This is a genomic window from Serratia sp. CY40230, assembly GCF_052168835.1.
Taxonomy (GTDB): domain Bacteria; phylum Pseudomonadota; class Gammaproteobacteria; order Enterobacterales; family Enterobacteriaceae; genus Serratia; species Serratia nematodiphila.
The window spans coordinates 170,200-185,082 of the sequence record NZ_JBJNLX010000004.1; the positions used below are offsets into that span (position 1 = coordinate 170,200).

Sequence of the window (14,883 nt, forward strand, 5' to 3'; positions counted from 1 at the left end):
CCGTTAAAGGTACTTCTGCGCAAAGCGGTTGATGTCGCGAAAATCCGCCAGCCGCGCCTGCAGCGTAGCGTGATCCCAGTGCCACCACTGGCTGTGTTCGATGCGTTCTATCAGCGCGTCGTCAAAGCGCATGCCGATCTTCTTGGCCGCCACGCCGGCGACGATGCTGTAAGGCTCCACGTCCTTGGTGACCACCGCCGCGCTGCCGATCACCGCGCCGTTGCCGACGCTGACGCCCGGCATCAGGATGGCGTTATGGCCGATCCACACGTCGTGACCGACGGTGACGTGGTGCTCGCGCCGCCAGTCGAAGAACGCCGCGTCATCTTCCCCCAGCCCGTATTCGGAAGCGCGGTAGGTGAAGTGGTGCTGCGCGATGCGTTGGTAGGTCGGGTGGTTGCCGGGATTGATGCGCGCATAGGAGGCGATGGAGACGAACTTGCCGATAGTGGCGTAAAAGATCTGGTTGTGCCCGGCGGTGTAGGAGTAGTCCCCCATCTCCACCTCTTCCAGGATCGCATCGTCGGCCAGGTGCACATACTGGCCGAGCCGGGTGCGGTTAAGGGTCACGTTGTCGCCGATTTTCGGCTGGGCGAAGTCGTTCATGGCGTCGCGTCCTGAGTTTGTCGGGTAGAGGTCGGCAGCAGCGCCAGCAGCGCCGCCAGGGTGTCGTCGAGTGGGCCGTCGTTGTGCAGCACCCGGCAGCCGGCGGGCAGGCTCTGCTGATATTCCGCCGCCCGCGCCAGCCGCTGCTCGATCTGTTCGGCGCTTTCCCGCCCGCGATCCTGCAGGCGCCGGCGCAGGATCGCGGCGCTGACCTGCAGGCACACCGGCAGCAGCTGCGCACCATAGCGCTGCTGCGCCTGCGGCAGGTGGGCGCGCGAACCGTTGACCGCCACGTCGATCCCCTGCAGCAGCCAAAGATCCACCTCGATCCCGAACGCGTAGCGCTGCTGGTGAGCCTGCCAGTCGAGCGCAAACAGCCCTTTGGCGCGGCGGCGCAGAAATTCGGGTTCGCTCAGCGCGATGTGATTCTCGCAGCCGGCGTCCGCCGGCCGGGTGATATAGCGGTGCGCCACCAGCGGCGCGCGGTCGGCGTCGGCCCGCAGCGCGGCCAGCAGGCTGTCCTTGCCTGCGCCGGAAGGCCCCATCAGATAGATGAGCCGTGCCATCAGAACACCTGCCTGCCCTGACGCCACACGTTCTGCACATAAACGTGCTCGCCGTGCGGCCGTGCCAGCACCAGATCCGCCCGCAATCCTTCGGCGATGGTGCCGCGATCCTGCAGATCCAGCGCCCGCGCCGGGTTGCGGGTGATCATGCGCACCGCCTGGGGCAGATCGTAGGCGTTGCGCTCGTCCGCCGCGAGGCGAAACGCCGCGTCCAGCAGGCTGGCCGGGTAATAATCGGAAGAGAGAATATCCAGCACCCCCAGCGCCGCCAGGTGGTGCGCCGCCACGTTGCCGGAGTGGGAACCGCCGCGCACGATGTTTGGCGCGCCCATCAGCACCTGCAGGCCCTGCTGGTGCGAAGCGCGGGCGGCCGCCTCGGTGGTGGGGAACTCGGCGATGGCGCTGCCCAGCGCGCAGGATTCGGCCACGTGTGCGGCGGTGGCGTCGTCATGGCTGGCCAGCGAGATGCGGCGCGCGCGGCAGTGGGCGGCGATCGCCTCGCGGTTCGGCGCGGCCCAGCGGGCGGACAGGGCGACCTGCTGCTCCTCGTACTCGCTCATCTGCTGGTCGTTGAGGTGGTATTTGCCCTGATAATATTCGCGATACTTTTCGCGCGAGGCGAACTGGCGCTGGCCCGGCGAGTGGTCCATCAGCGACACCAGCGACACGCCCGGCTTGTCCATCAGCTGTTCGAACAGCGGCAGCGTGCTCTCGTGCGGCAGCTCGCAGCGCAGGTGCAGCCGGTGCTCGGCGCGGTTCACTCCGGCGCGCTGGCTGTGGATCACCGCGTCGATCATCTTCTGCAGGTTTTCCAGCCGGTGGCCGCCGTCGCGCACGTCGCCGATCGCCACCGCGTCCAGCACCGTGGTGATGCCGTTGGCCACCATCAGCGCATCGTGGCTGCTCATCGCCGAATGGGCCGGCCAGTCGACGTTCGGGCGTGGGGTAAAGAACTTGTCCAGGTTGTCGGTATGCAGTTCGATCAGCCCCGGCAGCAGCCAGCCGCCGTCGCCGTCCAGCGCCTGCGGCAGCCGGCTCGGGCCGTCGGCGAAGCTGCGGATCACGCCATCCTGCATCTCCAGCGAGCCTTGCACCACCTGGTCATCCAGCACCAGCTTAACGTTATTGACGATCATCAGAGGGCCTCCAGCGCCTGCGGCGCCTGCATGTCATAAAGCCGGTCGGCGACCTGTTGGCGGACGCCTTCATCGTGAAAAATGCCGACGATCGCCGCGCCGCGCGCCTTGGCGCGTTCGATAAGCTGCACCACCGCCGCGCTGTTGCGGCTGTCGAGTGAGGCGGTCGGTTCGTCCAGCAACAGGATCGGGTAATCGACGATAAAGCCGCGCGCGATGTTTACCCGCTGCTGTTCGCCGCCGGAGAAGGTGGACGGCGCCAGCGGCCACAGGCGCGGCGGCACGTTGAGCGCAGCGAGCAGCGCTTCGGCGCGTTCGCGGCACTCGGCGCGCTCGACGCCCTGTTCCAGCAAGGGTTGCATCACCACCTCCAGCGCGCTGATGCGCGGGATCACCCGCAGGAACTGGCTGACCCACCCCAGCGTATGGCGACGCACCGCCAGAATCTGGCGCGCATCGGCGCTGACCATGTCCAGCCAGTCGCCCTGATGGTTGATCCAGATATGGCCGCTGTCTGGCAGGTAGTTGGCGTACAGCGAGCGCAGCAGGGTGGATTTTCCGCTGCCGGAGTGGCCGTGCAGCACCACGCATTCGCCGCCATGGACCGTCAGGTTGGCGTCGTGCAGCACCGGCAGGCGGGTGCCGTACTGCTGATGCAGCACAAAGGTTTTACTGAGATGTTCAACTCGGATTTGCATAGTCATCTGTTATCGCCTTGGGTTACGACAGCACCGAAGAAACCAGCAGCTGGGTGTAAGGATGGTGCGGATCGTCCAGCACCCGGTCGGTCAGGCCGCTCTCCACCACTTCGCCCTGTTTCATCACCAGCAGGCGGTGGGCCAGCAGCCGCGCCACGCCGAGATCGTGGGTGACGATCACCGCCGCCAGCTGCATCTCCACCACCAGATTGCGCAGCAGATCGAGCAGGCGCGCCTGCACCGACACGTCCAGGCCGCCGGTCGGCTCATCCATAAACACCAGCTTGGGGTGGGTGACCAGATTGCGGGCGATCTGCAGCCGCTGCTGCATGCCGCCGGAGAAGGTGGTCGGCAGATCGTCGAGGCGCGACAGCGGGATTTCGACGTCTTCCAGCCACTGGCCGGCCTGGCGGCGAATGTCGCCATAGTGGCGCTGGCCGATGGCCATCAGCCGCTCGCCGATGTTGCCGCCGGCGGAGACCTGCGGCCGCAGCCCGTCGAGCGGGTGCTGGTGCACCACGCCCCAGTCGGTGCGCAGCAGGCGGCGGCGATCGCTCTCCGCCATGGCGTACAGATCGTGTTCCTGGTCCGCCTGCGGGCGGTAAAGGATCTGCCCGCGCTGCGGCGCCAGCCGCGCCGAGATCGACTTCAGCAGCGTGGTTTTGCCGGAGCCGGATTCGCCGACGATGCCCAGTACTTCACCGGGGTAGATGTCGAACGACACGTCGCTGAAGCCCTTGCCGGGGGCGTACAGGTGGGTGAGCCGGTTCACCGACAGCAGCGGGGTGGTGCTCAAAGGGGTGGAAGTCATCAGTGCTGCGCCTCTTGTGAAGATTGCGCCAGCTGCTGCCGGCAGTAGTCGGTGTCCGAACAGACGAACATGCGGTTGCCCCGATCGTCGAGCACCACCTCGTCCAGGTAGCTGTGGCGCGAACCGCACAGCGCGCAGGGTTCGTCCCACTGCTGCACGCTGAACGGATGGTCGTCGAAGTCCAGGCTCTCCACCTTGGTGAACGGCGGCAGGGCATAGATGCGTTTCTCGCGCCCGGCGCCGAACAGCTGCAGCGCCGGCATCATGTGCATTTTCGGGTTGTCGAATTTCGGGATCGGCGACGGATCCATCACGTAGCGATCGTTGACCTTCACCGGGTAGGCGTAGGTGGTGGCGATATGGCCGTAGCGCGCGATGTCTTCATACAGCTTCACCTGCATCACGCCGTACTCCTCCAGCGCGTGCATCTTGCGGGTCTCGGTTTCGCGCGGTTCGATAAAGCGCAGCGGCTCCGGGATCGGCACCTGATAGATCAGGATCTGATCTTCGCGCAGCGCGGTTTCCGGAATGCGGTGACGGGTCTGGATCAGCGTGGCCTCCGGCGTGCGTTCGGTGGTTTCCACTCCGGCGACGCGCTGGAAGAAGCGGCGGATCGACACCGCGTTGGTGGTGTCGTCGGCCCCCTGGTCGATCACCTTCAGCACGTCGGCGCGGCCGATGACGCTGGCGGTGAGCTGAATGCCGCCGGTGCCCCAGCCGTAGGGCATCGGCATCTCGCGGCCGCCGAACGGCACCTGATAGCCGGGGATCGCCACCGCCTTCAGGATGGCGCGGCGGATCATGCGCTTGGTCTGCTCGTCCAGATAACCGAGGTTATAGCCGGTCAATACTTCACTCATCGCGGGCCTCCTGACGCTCGCTGTATTCCTGTTGCAGCCGCTTGAGCAGCGCCAGTTCGGCCTGGAAGTCGACGTAGTGCGGCAGCTTGAGATGGGAGACGAAGCCGGCGGCCTCGACGTTGTCGGCGTGGGCCAGCACGAACTCTTCGTCCTGCGCCGGGCCGGCGACGCCTTCGCCGTAATCCGGGCTCTGCAATGCGCGGTCCACCAGCGCCATCGCCATCGCCTTGCGTTCGGCGCGGCCGAACACCAGCCCGTAACCGCGGGTGAAGTGCGGCGGATGGTCCTTGGGATCGACGAAGCCATTGACCATTTCGCACTCGGTCAGCAGGATTTCGCCGATATCGATGGCGAAACCCAGCTCTTCAGGCACGATCTCCACCGAAACGTGGCCGGTGCGGATCTCGCCGGCGAACGGGTGGTTGCGGCCGTAGCCGCGCTGGGTGGCGTAGCCGAGCGCCAGCAGAAAACCTTCGTCGCCGCGCACCAGCTGCTGCAGGCGCGCCGAGCGCGAGCAGGGGTAAACCGGCGGGTTGCGGGTGATGTCGTCCGGCGCGCTGCCGTCGTCCTGTTCCTTGCGTGCCAGCTGCTGGCGACACAACAGATCGAACACGTGGCTGCAGTTGTCCGGCAGCGGTTCGTCGGCCTGCGGCGCGCGCGGCGCTTCACCTTCCGCCAGCAGCGCGAAGTCCAGCAGCCGGTGGGTGTAGTCGTAGGTCGGCCCCAGTACCTGCCCGCCGGGCAAGTCCTTGTAAACCGCCGAGATGCGCCGCTCCAGCCGCATGTTTTCGCTGGCCAGCGGCTCGCTGACTGCCAGGCGCGGCAGGGTGGTGCGATAGGCGCGCAGCAGGAAAATCGCCTCTACCAGATCGCCGCTGGCCTGTTTGATGGCCAGCGCCGCCAGCTCGCGATCGTAGATGCCGCCTTCGGTCATCACCCGATCTACCGCCAGCCCCAGCTGCTGTTCGATTTGTTCCGCGCCGATCGCCGGCAGCGCCTCGTCGCCGCGCCGCAGCTGTTCCTGCAGCTGATGGGCGGCCTCAATGGCTTTTTCGCCCCCTTTTACCGCTACGTACATCAGCACACCTCCACGCGGGTGGTCCGCGGGATCGCCAGCAGGCGATCGCCGCAGGTCAGCAAAATATCCAGCCCCAGCGGGAAGCGCTGCGGGCGGTTGACCAGGTAATCCAGCAGCGCCGGCGGCAGGCGCGGCGCGATCAGGCGTTGGCTCTCGATGCCGGGGCCGGTCAGGCGCAGCGCGGCGCCGTTCTCCAGCTCGGCGAGCTGCACGATGACCGTGGCGCCGCATTCCGGCGAGATTTCAGTGCCGTGCGGCAACGCCTGCAGATCGGCAGCCTGCACGTGCTCATCGAACAGGGCAAAACAGACCTCCTGCGCCGTGGCGGCCAGCGGCGCGCCGCTGTGAAAACGAATGTTTGTTAGCACTCGCTCACTTTTAAGCGCCGCGCACAGCTGCAGCGGCGTTTCCTGATCGGCCAGCGTCAGCAGCGCGGCGGTGCTGGCGGCGTTCAGCGGCGCCCAGGCCGGGCCGGCCGGCAGCGTCACCCGGTGGCCCGGTTCGCTCAAGGCTTTAAGAATCAAACGGAAAGCGTGCTGCGATTGGTCTATCGGTTGTTCAAAACCGGTCAATAAACTCATGGCTCAATCCCCTCGCACCAGCGTAAAGAAGTCCACCCGGCTGGCGGCGACCGCCCGGGCGCGCAGCTGGCGCTGTTCGTGCTGCAGCGCGGCCAGCGGCGCGATCAGCTGTTGTTGCAGGCGTTCGCCGTGCTCCGGCTGTTGCAGCAGCGCATCGGCCAGCGCGCACAGCTCGGCGTGCGCCTTGTCGCGCCCGGCGATGTAGCTGTAGCCGTAGCCGCCGTTGTCCAGCTGCACCACCGCGCGGGTGACGGTCATGTCCCCCAGCACGAAGCGGCGGCCGGTGGCGCCCATGCGCCCCTGCAGCTGGGCCAGGCCGATCTCCGGCGCGCGGATGCTGCGGTAACCCGGGCTGAGGTTCAGCGCCTGCCAGTGGCTGCGCAGCTGCTCGGGCCGGCTGTGCGCCAGCACCGACATCCAGCGTTGTCTCGACTCTAAGGCGTGCATTCAGTGCTCCATCGTCAGTTCAATCATGTCGGCGCGGGCCAGGCTGACGGAGTATTCCGCCACGTCTTCGCCGCCGCTGCGGACGTTAAGGGTGCGCACGCACAGCAGCGGCGCGTGGGTGGCGATCTCCAGCAGCCGGCTCTCTTTAGCCTGCGCACGGCGCGCGCTGATGCGCGTCTGGCGGCGGGTCAGCGGCTGCTGGAGGTGCTGTTCGATAAACTGGTGCAGCGAACCGCTGTGGAACTGCTGCAGCGCCGGCCACCAGTCCAGATCGGGCAGATAGTGGTCGATCACGCTCATCGGCACGCCGTTGACCCGGCGCAGAGTGCGCAGGTGGATCACCATTTCGCCTTCTTCACGCGAGAGCGCGCTGGCAACATGCCCATTGCACGGGCGCAAGACAGCGAGTAAGCGCTCACTGGTGGGGTGACTGCCCTGCTCGAACAGGTTCTGGCTGAAGCGGGTGTTGGCGTGCAGCGGGTAGTCATAAGGCCGCATCAGCACCAGAATGCCGACGCCGTGGCGGCGCTGCAGCCAGCCACGTTCTACCAGCTGATCCACCGCGCGGCGCAAGGTGTGGCGATTGACCTGATAACGTTCGGCCAGCTGCTGTTCTGAAGGCAGGTAGTCGCCGCAGCGGTACTGCGTACGCAGCTCCTGTTCCAGCTGCGCGGCGATCTGCTGATAGCGGGTGGGGTAAGTGGTCGGATGTCTAGATAACTCCATCATAATAAAAACCTCGTCATAACGATGGCTGTGCGATGAAGGCGGAAGCGGTGCGTTTCATCGGGCGTCTACCCTGTGGTTTTCAAGTTGGCATCATGGTGACGGGCGCAGATGACAATCGCGTTACGCGTCGGTGGCGAACAGATGAACTATTTAGGACAGCCCGGGCGTGCACGGGCGGCGACGGCGCGCTATGCTGGCGCCACTGTTGACTGACTCTGGCCGCTACCATGCCGCAATCTCTGAACGCCTCTGAACACGCCCCACGCGCCTGGCCGCTGTGGAAACCGATCCTGTTTCTGCTGGTGGTGGCCGTCGGCCTCTACTACGTGAAATGGCAGCCTTACTACGGCAAGGCCTTCGTGGCGGCGGACAGCCACTCGATCGGCAAATCGATCCTGGCCGACGGCGCCGCGAGCCCCTGGCTGGCGGCCTGGCAGTACGCGCTGGTCTACTTCACCGCGGTGTGGAAGGCGGCGCTGCTCGGGGTGCTGTTAGGCTCGCTGGTGCAGGTGCTGATCCCGCGCGACTGGCTGGTGCGCATGCTCGGCCACCGGCGTTTTTCCGGCACCGTGCTGGGGGCGCTGATCGCGCTGCCGGGCATGATGTGCACCTGCTGCGCCGCACCGGTCGCCGCCGGCATGCGCCGCCAGTCGGTATCCAGCGGCGCCGCGCTGGCCTTTTGGCTCGCCAACCCGGTATTGAACCCGGCGACGCTGGTGTTCATGGGGTTTGTGCTCGGTTGGCCGTTCGCCGCCATCCGCCTGGTGGCGGGCGTGGTGATGGTGCTGGGCATCGCCTGGCTGGTGCAGCGCGTGACCGCCAACGACCCGCAGCCCGCCGCGCCGCAGCCGCCGGTGGTGATGATGGCGCAGAACGACGAGCAGCCGTTCCTCGTCCGCTGGGGCAAAGCGCTGTGGGCGCTGTTTTGGTCGACCATCCCGATCTACGTGTTGGCGGTGCTGGCGCTGGGGGCGGCGCGGGTCTGGCTGTTCCCGCACGCCGACGGCGCCGTCGACAATAGCCTGCTGTGGATCATCGGCCTGGCGATCGTCGGCTGCCTGTTTGTTATCCCTACCGCGGCGGAGATCCCGATCGTGCAGACCATGATGCTGGCGGGCATGGGCGCCGGCCCCGCGCTGGCGCTGCTGATGACCCTGCCGGCGGTCAGCCTGCCTTCGCTGCTGATGCTCAACAAGGCCTTCTCCGCCCGGGCGCTGTGCCTGACGGCGGCGCTGGTGGCGCTGTGCGGCGCGGTGACCGGCGTGGTGGGGATGGGATTGGTGTAACGGATTCGTGACTTGATGCTATCTCAACGGAGGAGATGGCATCTTTGAACGTTTAAGAAACGGCACAGCGGTTTATCTAAGCCATTCGGAGGCAGGAAAACGAATGGCTATATTTAAAGCGAAAATCATGGCGCGCTATCGGCGGGAGTGTTGAGGGGGGGGGGCGTTCAGGGCTGGGTTGGCAGCGTCTACAGATAGAATTGCCAGGCGGCTTTGAGCAGGGAGAATACGTGAATTTCTCATTGGTGCACAAGTCACACTAGAGGTATCTTCTTAATAAGAAGAGGTGATATTTGACGGTTTATTTAGTGACATTCAGTTAGATTAAAAAGGAGTTTTTGTGGCATTATATAACATTTCCAACAAAATATTGACACCTTTAGAGAGAACCTCGTTTTCTATTGAGGGGTTGCAAGAACGTTATGATTTGCAAGCGGCAATTAAAAATAACATCACCATATTGGCACCCGATTGTCTTGTCATCGCCGAAGAATTTTCTGATTGGGAAGATAGTCGGAGAAGGATTGATATATTAGCTATTGATAAACAGGCAAACCTTGTAGTAATAGAATTAAAACGTGATGAGTTTGGTGCTCATATGGAACTCCAAGCATTAAGATATGCAGCGATGATATCTACTATGAGTTTTTCTAAAGCATGTGAATATTATCAGGACTACCTTTCTAAAAATAATATTGATGTTGATGCTAAAGAAAAAATACTAGATTTTGTTGAGCTTCAAGATACGGAGCTTGTCGACTTTGGTAAAGATATAAGAGTTATATTGGCATCGGCTGGATTTAGTAAGGAACTTACTACTACGGCGATTTGGTTAAGAGATAAAGGTGTTGATATTAGCTGCGTGAAAATTACACCTTATAATTTCAAAGGTGAGGTTCTAATTAATGCTGAACAGATAATACCGGTCCCCGAGCTGAACGAATACCAAGTTAGATTTAGAGAGAAGCGTATAGAGCAGATTGCCAACTCTAAAAAATCAGAAAAGGATTACTCAAGTTATAGATACAAAGGACTTGTCCTAAATAAAAGGAATCTTGCTTTGGAGATTTTTACTGATTGGATAGAGAAGAATAATCCTGCTAACTTCGATGAACTGAGGGAAAAATTATTTGGAGTCATAAAAAATCGTACGATAGCTTTAGCTGAATGTATTAGTGATGAGAGAAAGAATAGATACCATATGAATGACGATGATCTTATTGAGCTCGAATCGGGTGAAATAATAGTCATATCCAATCAATGGGGTATAGGTAACATTGAACGAGTTTTGGATTTTTTCCGTAAAGATGGCTTTGTTGTCGAAAAAGTTGAGGTTGAACAGAAATAACAACGCTTTTATTTTTGTATAAGGCTCTGGGAGCTGTTCTACCCTACATTATTAACGTACCACAGTGTTAATAACGTCTGCTTTTGGCACAGATCCGCTTGTCAGATTGGCTCTGTGCCCTAGCTGCGCGAAGTCAAGCTAGAGCTAACACATGTTGAAATATGTTCTATCAGCTCAACGCAACCTATGCACCACCTGGTTGCTGCTGCCGCGCCAGATCAGCGCCGGGTCTTTCAAATCCTGCACGAACTTGCCGTCGATCAGCACGTTGATCCTGTCCACCACCTGCATTTGCTGTGCGTCCAGCTCCGCCAGCCGGTAGCCGGTCCACAGCCAGATATCCTTGCCGGGGCACTCGGCGCGCACCCGTTTCACCAGCTTTAAGATGCTCGGCACGTTGGCCGGATGCAGCGGATCGCCGCCGGAGAGCGACAGCCCCTGGCGCGGCACGCGCGTATCGTTCAGATCGGCGATGATGCGGTCTTCCAGCGCCGGGGTAAACGGCTGGCCGGAGTTGAGCCGCCAGGTGCTTTTGTTGTAGCAACCGGGGCACTGGTGCACGCAGCCGGCGACAAACAGCGTGCAGCGGGTGCCGGGGCCGTTAACCACGTCGATTGGATAGTACTGGTGATAATTCATGTGAGGCCTGCCCATCAGGCTATTTTACTGGCCATCTTGCCTCCGGGCAGTGCTGCCAATCCTCACGTACTGCATGTACGCTGCGGTTGGTGCGCGCTGGCCGAAGGCAAACCGGCTGCGACAATCACGCCTGATGAACAGGCTTCTGCATAGGCTGCGCGGCGCTTTTCAGCCGAGCTGCCCGTTGCCGAGGTGTTTCACCCGGCGTTTCACCTCTTCCTGCTTGCCGGCGTTGAACGGCCGGGCATCGGGGCTGCCAAGATAGCCGCACACCCGGCGGGTGACCGAGACCTTGGCCGAGTCGTGGTTGCCGCATTTCGGGCAGGTGAAGCCTTTGCTGGTGCAGGAGAATTCACCGGTGAAGCCGCATTCGTAGCACTCGTCGATCGGCGTGTTGGTGCCGTAGTAAGGCACCCGGCTGTAACTGTAGTCCCACACGTCTTCCAGCGCCTTCAGGTTGTGCTGCAGGTTCGGGTATTCGCCGTAGCAGATGAAGCCGCCGCTGGCTAACGGCGGGTAGGGCGCTTCGAAGTCCAGCTTGTCGTACGGATTGACCTTCTTCTCCACGTCGAGGTGGAAGCTGTTGGTGTAATAGCCCTTGTCGGTGACGCCCGGCACCACGCCGAAATCGGCGGTGTCCAGCCGGCAGAAGCGATCGCACAGGTTCTCGCTCGGCGTGCTGTAGAGGCTGAAGCCGTAGCCGGTCTCGTCTTTCCAGGCGTCGACGGCGGCGCGCAGGCGCGCGACGATCGCCACCGCTTTGGCGCGCAGCGCTTCGTCGTCATACACGTGGTTCTCGCCGCCGAACAGCGCATTGATGGTCTCGTGCAGGCCGATATAGCCCAGCGAAATTGAGGCGCGGCCGTTCTTGAAGATATCGGCGATGTTGTCGTCGGCCTGGAGCCGCACGCCGCAGGCGCCTTCCATGTACAAGATTGGCGCCACCCGCGCCTTGATGCCTTCCAGCCGGGCGATGCGCGTCATCAGGGCCTTTTTCGCCAGCTGCAGGCGCTGATCCAGCAGCGCCCAGAAGCGTGACTCGTCGCCCATCGCCTCCAGCGCGATGCGCGGCAGGTTGAGGCTGATGACGCCGATGTTGTTGCGGCCGTCGTGCACCAGTTCGCCGTCCTGCTCGTAGGTGCCAAGGAAGCTGCGGCAGCCCATCGGCGTTTTGAACGAGCCGGTGACCTTCACCACCTGATCGTAGTTGAGGATGTCGGGGTACATGCGCTTGCTGGCGCACTCCAGCGCCAGCTGCTTGATGTCGTAGTTCGGATCGCCGTACTGGTGGTTGAGGCCGTCGCGAATGGCGAACACCAGTTTGGGGAACACGGCGGTCTTGCGGTTTTTGCCCAGCCCGGCGATGCGGTTTTTCAATATCGAGCGCTGGATCAGGCGCGACTCCCAGCTGGTGCCAAGGCCGAAGCCGAAGGTGACGAACGGCGTCTGGCCGTTGGCGGTGTGTAGGGTGTTAACCTCGTACTCCAGCGACTGGAAGGCGTCGTAACACTCTTTCTCGGTGCGCGCCATGGCATAGCCTTTGGCGTCCGGGATCTGCCATTCTTCCGCCACCTGCAGGTGTTTGCGGAAGCTCTCGTCGACGAACGGTGCCAGAATTTCATCGATGCGGTTGATGGTGGTGCCGCCATAGATATGGCTGGCGACCTGGGCGATGATCTGCGCGGTCACGGCGGTGGCGGTGGAGATCGACTTCGGCGGCTCGATTTCGGCGTTGCCCATCTTGAAGCCGTTGGTCAGCATGCCTTTCAGATCGATCAGCATGCAGTTGAACATCGGGAAGAACGGCGAGTAGTCGAGATCGTGGTAGTGAATTTCGCCGCGTTCATGGGCCAGCACCACGTCGCGCGGCAGGATGTGCTGCTTGGCGTAGTGTTTGGCGACGATGCCCGCCAGCAGGTCGCGCTGGGTGGGGATCACCTTGCTGTCCTTGTTGGCGTTTTCGTTCAGCAGCGCGCGGTTGCTCTGCTCGACCAGGCCGCGAATTTCCTGGTTCAGGCGGCCGCGCAGCTCGCGCGCCACGTCGCGATCGTGGCGGTATTCGATATAGGCGCGCGCCAGCTGTTTGTACTCGCCGGCCATCAGCTGGTTTTCCACCGCCTGCTGGATCTCGTGGATATCGACGCGCGGCTGTTGCTCCATGCGCTGAGCGACCACGCGGGCGACGGTGGCGCAGTAGTCGGCGTCGACCACGCCCACTGCCAGCGCGGCGCGCTCGATGGCCTGCGCGATGCGCGCTTCGTCAAAAGGTACCTGGCAACCGTCCCGCTTAATCACTACTGGTTTCACGTTGTACTCCTTGTTCCCCGAGGGAGCGTTGATACCCGCCTGACGCGGCGAGCAACCGTCAAATTTCGCTTATCCACAGGGCAAAGCCGCAGCGCGCAAGGGCTGTGGCGGCGTGTGGATGATTTTGTGGATAACTACTATATATAGGTGTTCGTAATTCTTAATGCACTATATATAGATATTGGCGAGATTCTTTTGATGTAGAACAAGGAAAACGGAAGAGCGTGCGCAAGCTGAACAGTCGTCAATCGCCTGTTGGCCGATCGCGAAAATGTTCCAGCAGAAAGTCGACCCAGACGCGTACCCGCGGCGGCAGATCCGCCGAGGCGTAATAGAGCCACAGCTGCACCGGGCGCGGCCAGCATTGCGCCAGCACCGGCCGCAGTGTGCCCTGTTCGAAGTGCTTTTCAACGTACCAGCGCGCCAGGTTGACGATACCGAGCCCGGCCAGCGCCGCATCCAGCAACATCTCCGGCCGGCTCACCACCAGCCGGCCGTTCAGATCCAGCGCCAGCGTTTCGCCCTGATGGCGCAGCTGCCATTTGACGTGGCGGCCGTTGGCCGGGTTGCGGTGCAGCAGGCAGTCGTGGCGCAGCAGATCGTGCGGCGTTTGCGGTTCACCGCACCGTGCCAGATAGTCCGGCGAGGCCGCCAGCACCATGTGCATCGGGTAGAGCGGGCGGGCCACCAGCCGGCTGTCGGGATCGACCCGGCTGCCGATGCCGACGTCGAAGCCTTCGCCCACCAGATTCACCACCCGGGCGTCCAGCGACAGATCGAGATCGATCTGCGGATAGCGCGCCAAAAATTGCGGGATCAACGGCATCAGCATCTGGCGGCCGAAGCCGGGGATCATGCTGACGCGCACCACGCCGGCCGGCGCCTGCCGTTCGCCGCCGGCGCTTTCCAGCGTCGCCGCCAATGCCTGCCACAGCGGCGCCACCTGCGCCAGCAGCGCTTTGCCCTCGTCGGTCAGCAGCACGTTGTGGGTGTTGCGCTGAAACAGCCGCAGCGCCAGCTTCTCTTCCAGCGCGCGGATGTTTTTGCTGACCGCCGCCGGCGTCACGCCCAGCTGGCGAGCGGCGGCGGAGAAATTTTGCGCCTGCGCGGCGGCGAGGAAGGCCGGCAACAGGCGGTGTACGTCAAAGGGCAGCGACATAGTGGTTGATACTTTTGGTTGAAATTGAAGTGACCTCTAACAGCCTACACCCGCCGCGGCGGAAATGGAAAAATGCCCTCATCTTCTTATGACCGAGGAATCGTTATGTCGCGCATTTTAGTGTTAACCGCCCACCGCACCCCCGACGAGTCGCGCATCAACAAAGCGCTGATCGCGGCGCTGAGCCCGTTGCCCAACGTTACCGTTCACGAACTGATCCGCGCTTACCCGGATTACCGCATCGACGTGGCGCGCGAGCAGGAACTGCTGCAGAGCCATGATGCGGTAGTGATGTTGTTCCCGTTTTACTGGTACAGCTCGCCGGCGATCCTCAGCGAATGGCAGGATGCGGTATTAACCTACGGTTTTGCCTACGGCAGCGAAGGCACCCAACTGCACGGCAAGCCGCTGCAGCTGGTGGTGAGCACCGGCGGCAACGCGCAGGCTTATACGGCGCAAGGGTATAACCGTTATCCGGTGCAGGATCTGCTGCTGCCGTTCCACGCCATGGCCAACCTGACCGGCATGGATTATCTGCCGCCGCATCTGGTGCAGGGCGTGTTCGACATGAGCGATGAACGCCTGGCGCAAGAGGCCGCCGGGGTGGTAGCGCTGCTGGGGAAATGGTAGGG

At 62.4% G+C, this 14,883-nt stretch carries 16 protein-coding genes; 3 read left to right on the forward strand and 13 right to left on the reverse strand.

All coding sequences use genetic code 11. The annotated features are described in order from the left end of the window. Positions 1–3 precede the first annotated feature (3 nt). The 10 genes from ACJ8IJ_RS15470 to phnF are packed head-to-tail and all read right to left on the reverse strand — an operon-like array spanning position 4 to position 7,512. On the reverse strand, positions 4–606 hold the full coding sequence (locus ACJ8IJ_RS15470; protein ID WP_049186953.1) for a DapH/DapD/GlmU-related protein: 603 nt from the start codon (positions 604–606) through the stop codon (positions 4–6). Further along, positions 603–1,172 carry a ribose 1,5-bisphosphokinase gene (gene phnN, locus ACJ8IJ_RS15475; protein WP_033631639.1) on the reverse strand — a complete coding sequence of 190 codons (570 nt, stop codon included), beginning with the start codon at positions 1,170–1,172 and terminating at the stop codon, positions 603–605. The genes ACJ8IJ_RS15470 and phnN overlap by 4 nt, the downstream gene beginning before the upstream one ends. Beyond that, a complete protein-coding gene (gene phnM / locus ACJ8IJ_RS15480; protein WP_004933428.1) occupies positions 1,172–2,308 on the reverse strand; it encodes an alpha-D-ribose 1-methylphosphonate 5-triphosphate diphosphatase in 1,137 nt (378 codons plus the stop codon). Before phnM ends, phnN begins: the two co-directional genes overlap by 1 nt. Continuing rightward, positions 2,308–3,012 (reverse strand): phosphonate C-P lyase system protein PhnL, encoded by a 705-nt coding sequence (gene phnL / locus ACJ8IJ_RS15485; protein ID WP_004933423.1) that lies wholly within the window; start codon positions 3,010–3,012, stop codon positions 2,308–2,310. Before phnL ends, phnM begins: the two co-directional genes overlap by 1 nt. A 16-nt stretch (positions 3,013–3,028) precedes the next feature. Then, positions 3,029–3,817: a phosphonate C-P lyase system protein PhnK gene (gene phnK, locus ACJ8IJ_RS15490; RefSeq protein WP_016929302.1), complete on the reverse strand. Its 789-nt coding sequence runs from the start codon at positions 3,815–3,817 to the stop codon at positions 3,029–3,031. Continuing rightward, positions 3,817–4,677, reverse strand: coding sequence for an alpha-D-ribose 1-methylphosphonate 5-phosphate C-P-lyase PhnJ (locus ACJ8IJ_RS15495; protein ID WP_004933420.1), 861 nt, complete (start codon positions 4,675–4,677; stop codon positions 3,817–3,819). Before ACJ8IJ_RS15495 ends, phnK begins: the two co-directional genes overlap by 1 nt. Beyond that, positions 4,670–5,755 (reverse strand): carbon-phosphorus lyase complex subunit PhnI, encoded by a 1,086-nt coding sequence (locus tag ACJ8IJ_RS15500; RefSeq protein ID WP_442518768.1) that lies wholly within the window; start codon positions 5,753–5,755, stop codon positions 4,670–4,672. The genes ACJ8IJ_RS15495 and ACJ8IJ_RS15500 overlap by 8 nt, the downstream gene beginning before the upstream one ends. Next, the gene (phnH, locus tag ACJ8IJ_RS15505) at positions 5,755–6,336 is read right to left on the reverse strand and encodes a phosphonate C-P lyase system protein PhnH (protein ID WP_442518769.1); all 582 of its coding nucleotides are present in this window, start codon (positions 6,334–6,336) and stop codon (positions 5,755–5,757) included. Before phnH ends, ACJ8IJ_RS15500 begins: the two co-directional genes overlap by 1 nt. Before the next feature lie 3 nt (positions 6,337–6,339). Beyond that, complete coding sequence (gene phnG, locus ACJ8IJ_RS15510; protein WP_442518770.1) at positions 6,340–6,783, reverse strand: phosphonate C-P lyase system protein PhnG; 444 nt, start codon at positions 6,781–6,783, stop codon at positions 6,340–6,342. Further along, the gene (gene phnF, locus ACJ8IJ_RS15515; protein ID WP_015376439.1) at positions 6,784–7,512 is read right to left on the reverse strand and encodes a phosphonate metabolism transcriptional regulator PhnF; all 729 of its coding nucleotides are present in this window, start codon (positions 7,510–7,512) and stop codon (positions 6,784–6,786) included. A gap of 227 nt (positions 7,513–7,739) precedes the next feature. Here phnF and ACJ8IJ_RS15520 point away from each other — a divergent pair, with 227 nt between their 5' ends. Further along, positions 7,740–8,798: a permease gene (locus ACJ8IJ_RS15520; protein ID WP_442518771.1), complete on the forward strand. Its 1,059-nt coding sequence runs from the start codon at positions 7,740–7,742 to the stop codon at positions 8,796–8,798. A gap of 340 nt (positions 8,799–9,138) precedes the next feature. Then, on the forward strand, positions 9,139–10,146 hold the full coding sequence (locus tag ACJ8IJ_RS15525; RefSeq protein WP_413713993.1) for a hypothetical protein: 1,008 nt from the start codon (positions 9,139–9,141) through the stop codon (positions 10,144–10,146). A 174-nt stretch (positions 10,147–10,320) separates the two neighbouring features. Here ACJ8IJ_RS15525 and nrdG read toward each other — a convergent pair whose 3' ends face one another. The 3 genes from nrdG to ACJ8IJ_RS15540 form a co-directional block, all read right to left on the reverse strand. After that, positions 10,321–10,785, reverse strand: coding sequence for an anaerobic ribonucleoside-triphosphate reductase-activating protein (gene nrdG, locus ACJ8IJ_RS15530; protein ID WP_039567952.1), 465 nt, complete (start codon positions 10,783–10,785; stop codon positions 10,321–10,323). Positions 10,786–10,953: 168 nt separating this feature from the next. Next, positions 10,954–13,092: an anaerobic ribonucleoside-triphosphate reductase gene (nrdD, locus tag ACJ8IJ_RS15535; protein WP_442518772.1), complete on the reverse strand. Its 2,139-nt coding sequence runs from the start codon at positions 13,090–13,092 to the stop codon at positions 10,954–10,956. A gap of 244 nt (positions 13,093–13,336) precedes the next feature. Beyond that, entirely contained in the window at positions 13,337–14,251 is a 915-nt protein-coding gene (locus ACJ8IJ_RS15540) for a LysR family transcriptional regulator (RefSeq protein WP_131164145.1), read from the reverse strand. A 105-nt stretch (positions 14,252–14,356) separates the two neighbouring features. Here ACJ8IJ_RS15540 and ACJ8IJ_RS15545 point away from each other — a divergent pair, with 105 nt between their 5' ends. After that, positions 14,357–14,881: an NAD(P)H-dependent oxidoreductase gene (locus ACJ8IJ_RS15545; protein ID WP_442518773.1), complete on the forward strand. Its 525-nt coding sequence runs from the start codon at positions 14,357–14,359 to the stop codon at positions 14,879–14,881. Positions 14,882–14,883: the final 2 nt, after the last annotated feature.

What these genes read in the sequence shown, in the direction of transcription:
- ACJ8IJ_RS15495 (WP_004933420.1), bottom strand. Translation starts at nt 4,677, where the DNA reads ATGAGTGAAGTATTGACCGGCTATAACCTCGGTTATCTGGACGAGCAG.
- nrdG (WP_039567952.1), bottom strand. Translation starts at nt 10,785, where the DNA reads ATGAATTATCACCAGTACTATCCAATCGACGTGGTTAACGGCCCCGGC.
- phnH (WP_442518769.1), bottom strand. Translation starts at nt 6,336, where the DNA reads ATGAGTTTATTGACCGGTTTTGAACAACCGATAGACCAATCGCAGCAC.
- phnF (WP_015376439.1), bottom strand. Translation starts at nt 7,512, where the DNA reads ATGATGGAGTTATCTAGACATCCGACCACTTACCCCACCCGCTATCAG.
- ACJ8IJ_RS15540 (WP_131164145.1), bottom strand. Translation starts at nt 14,251, where the DNA reads ATGTCGCTGCCCTTTGACGTACACCGCCTGTTGCCGGCCTTCCTCGCC.
- ACJ8IJ_RS15470 (WP_049186953.1), bottom strand. Translation starts at nt 606, where the DNA reads ATGAACGACTTCGCCCAGCCGAAAATCGGCGACAACGTGACCCTTAAC.
- ACJ8IJ_RS15500 (WP_442518768.1), bottom strand. Translation starts at nt 5,755, where the DNA reads ATGTACGTAGCGGTAAAAGGGGGCGAAAAAGCCATTGAGGCCGCCCAT.
- phnN (WP_033631639.1), bottom strand. Translation starts at nt 1,172, where the DNA reads ATGGCACGGCTCATCTATCTGATGGGGCCTTCCGGCGCAGGCAAGGAC.
- phnG (WP_442518770.1), bottom strand. Translation starts at nt 6,783, where the DNA reads ATGCACGCCTTAGAGTCGAGACAACGCTGGATGTCGGTGCTGGCGCAC.
- phnK (WP_016929302.1), bottom strand. Translation starts at nt 3,817, where the DNA reads ATGACTTCCACCCCTTTGAGCACCACCCCGCTGCTGTCGGTGAACCGG.
- ACJ8IJ_RS15545 (WP_442518773.1), top strand. Translation starts at nt 14,357, where the DNA reads ATGTCGCGCATTTTAGTGTTAACCGCCCACCGCACCCCCGACGAGTCG.
- phnM (WP_004933428.1), bottom strand. Translation starts at nt 2,308, where the DNA reads ATGATCGTCAATAACGTTAAGCTGGTGCTGGATGACCAGGTGGTGCAA.
- phnL (WP_004933423.1), bottom strand. Translation starts at nt 3,012, where the DNA reads ATGACTATGCAAATCCGAGTTGAACATCTCAGTAAAACCTTTGTGCTG.
- ACJ8IJ_RS15520 (WP_442518771.1), top strand. Translation starts at nt 7,740, where the DNA reads ATGCCGCAATCTCTGAACGCCTCTGAACACGCCCCACGCGCCTGGCCG.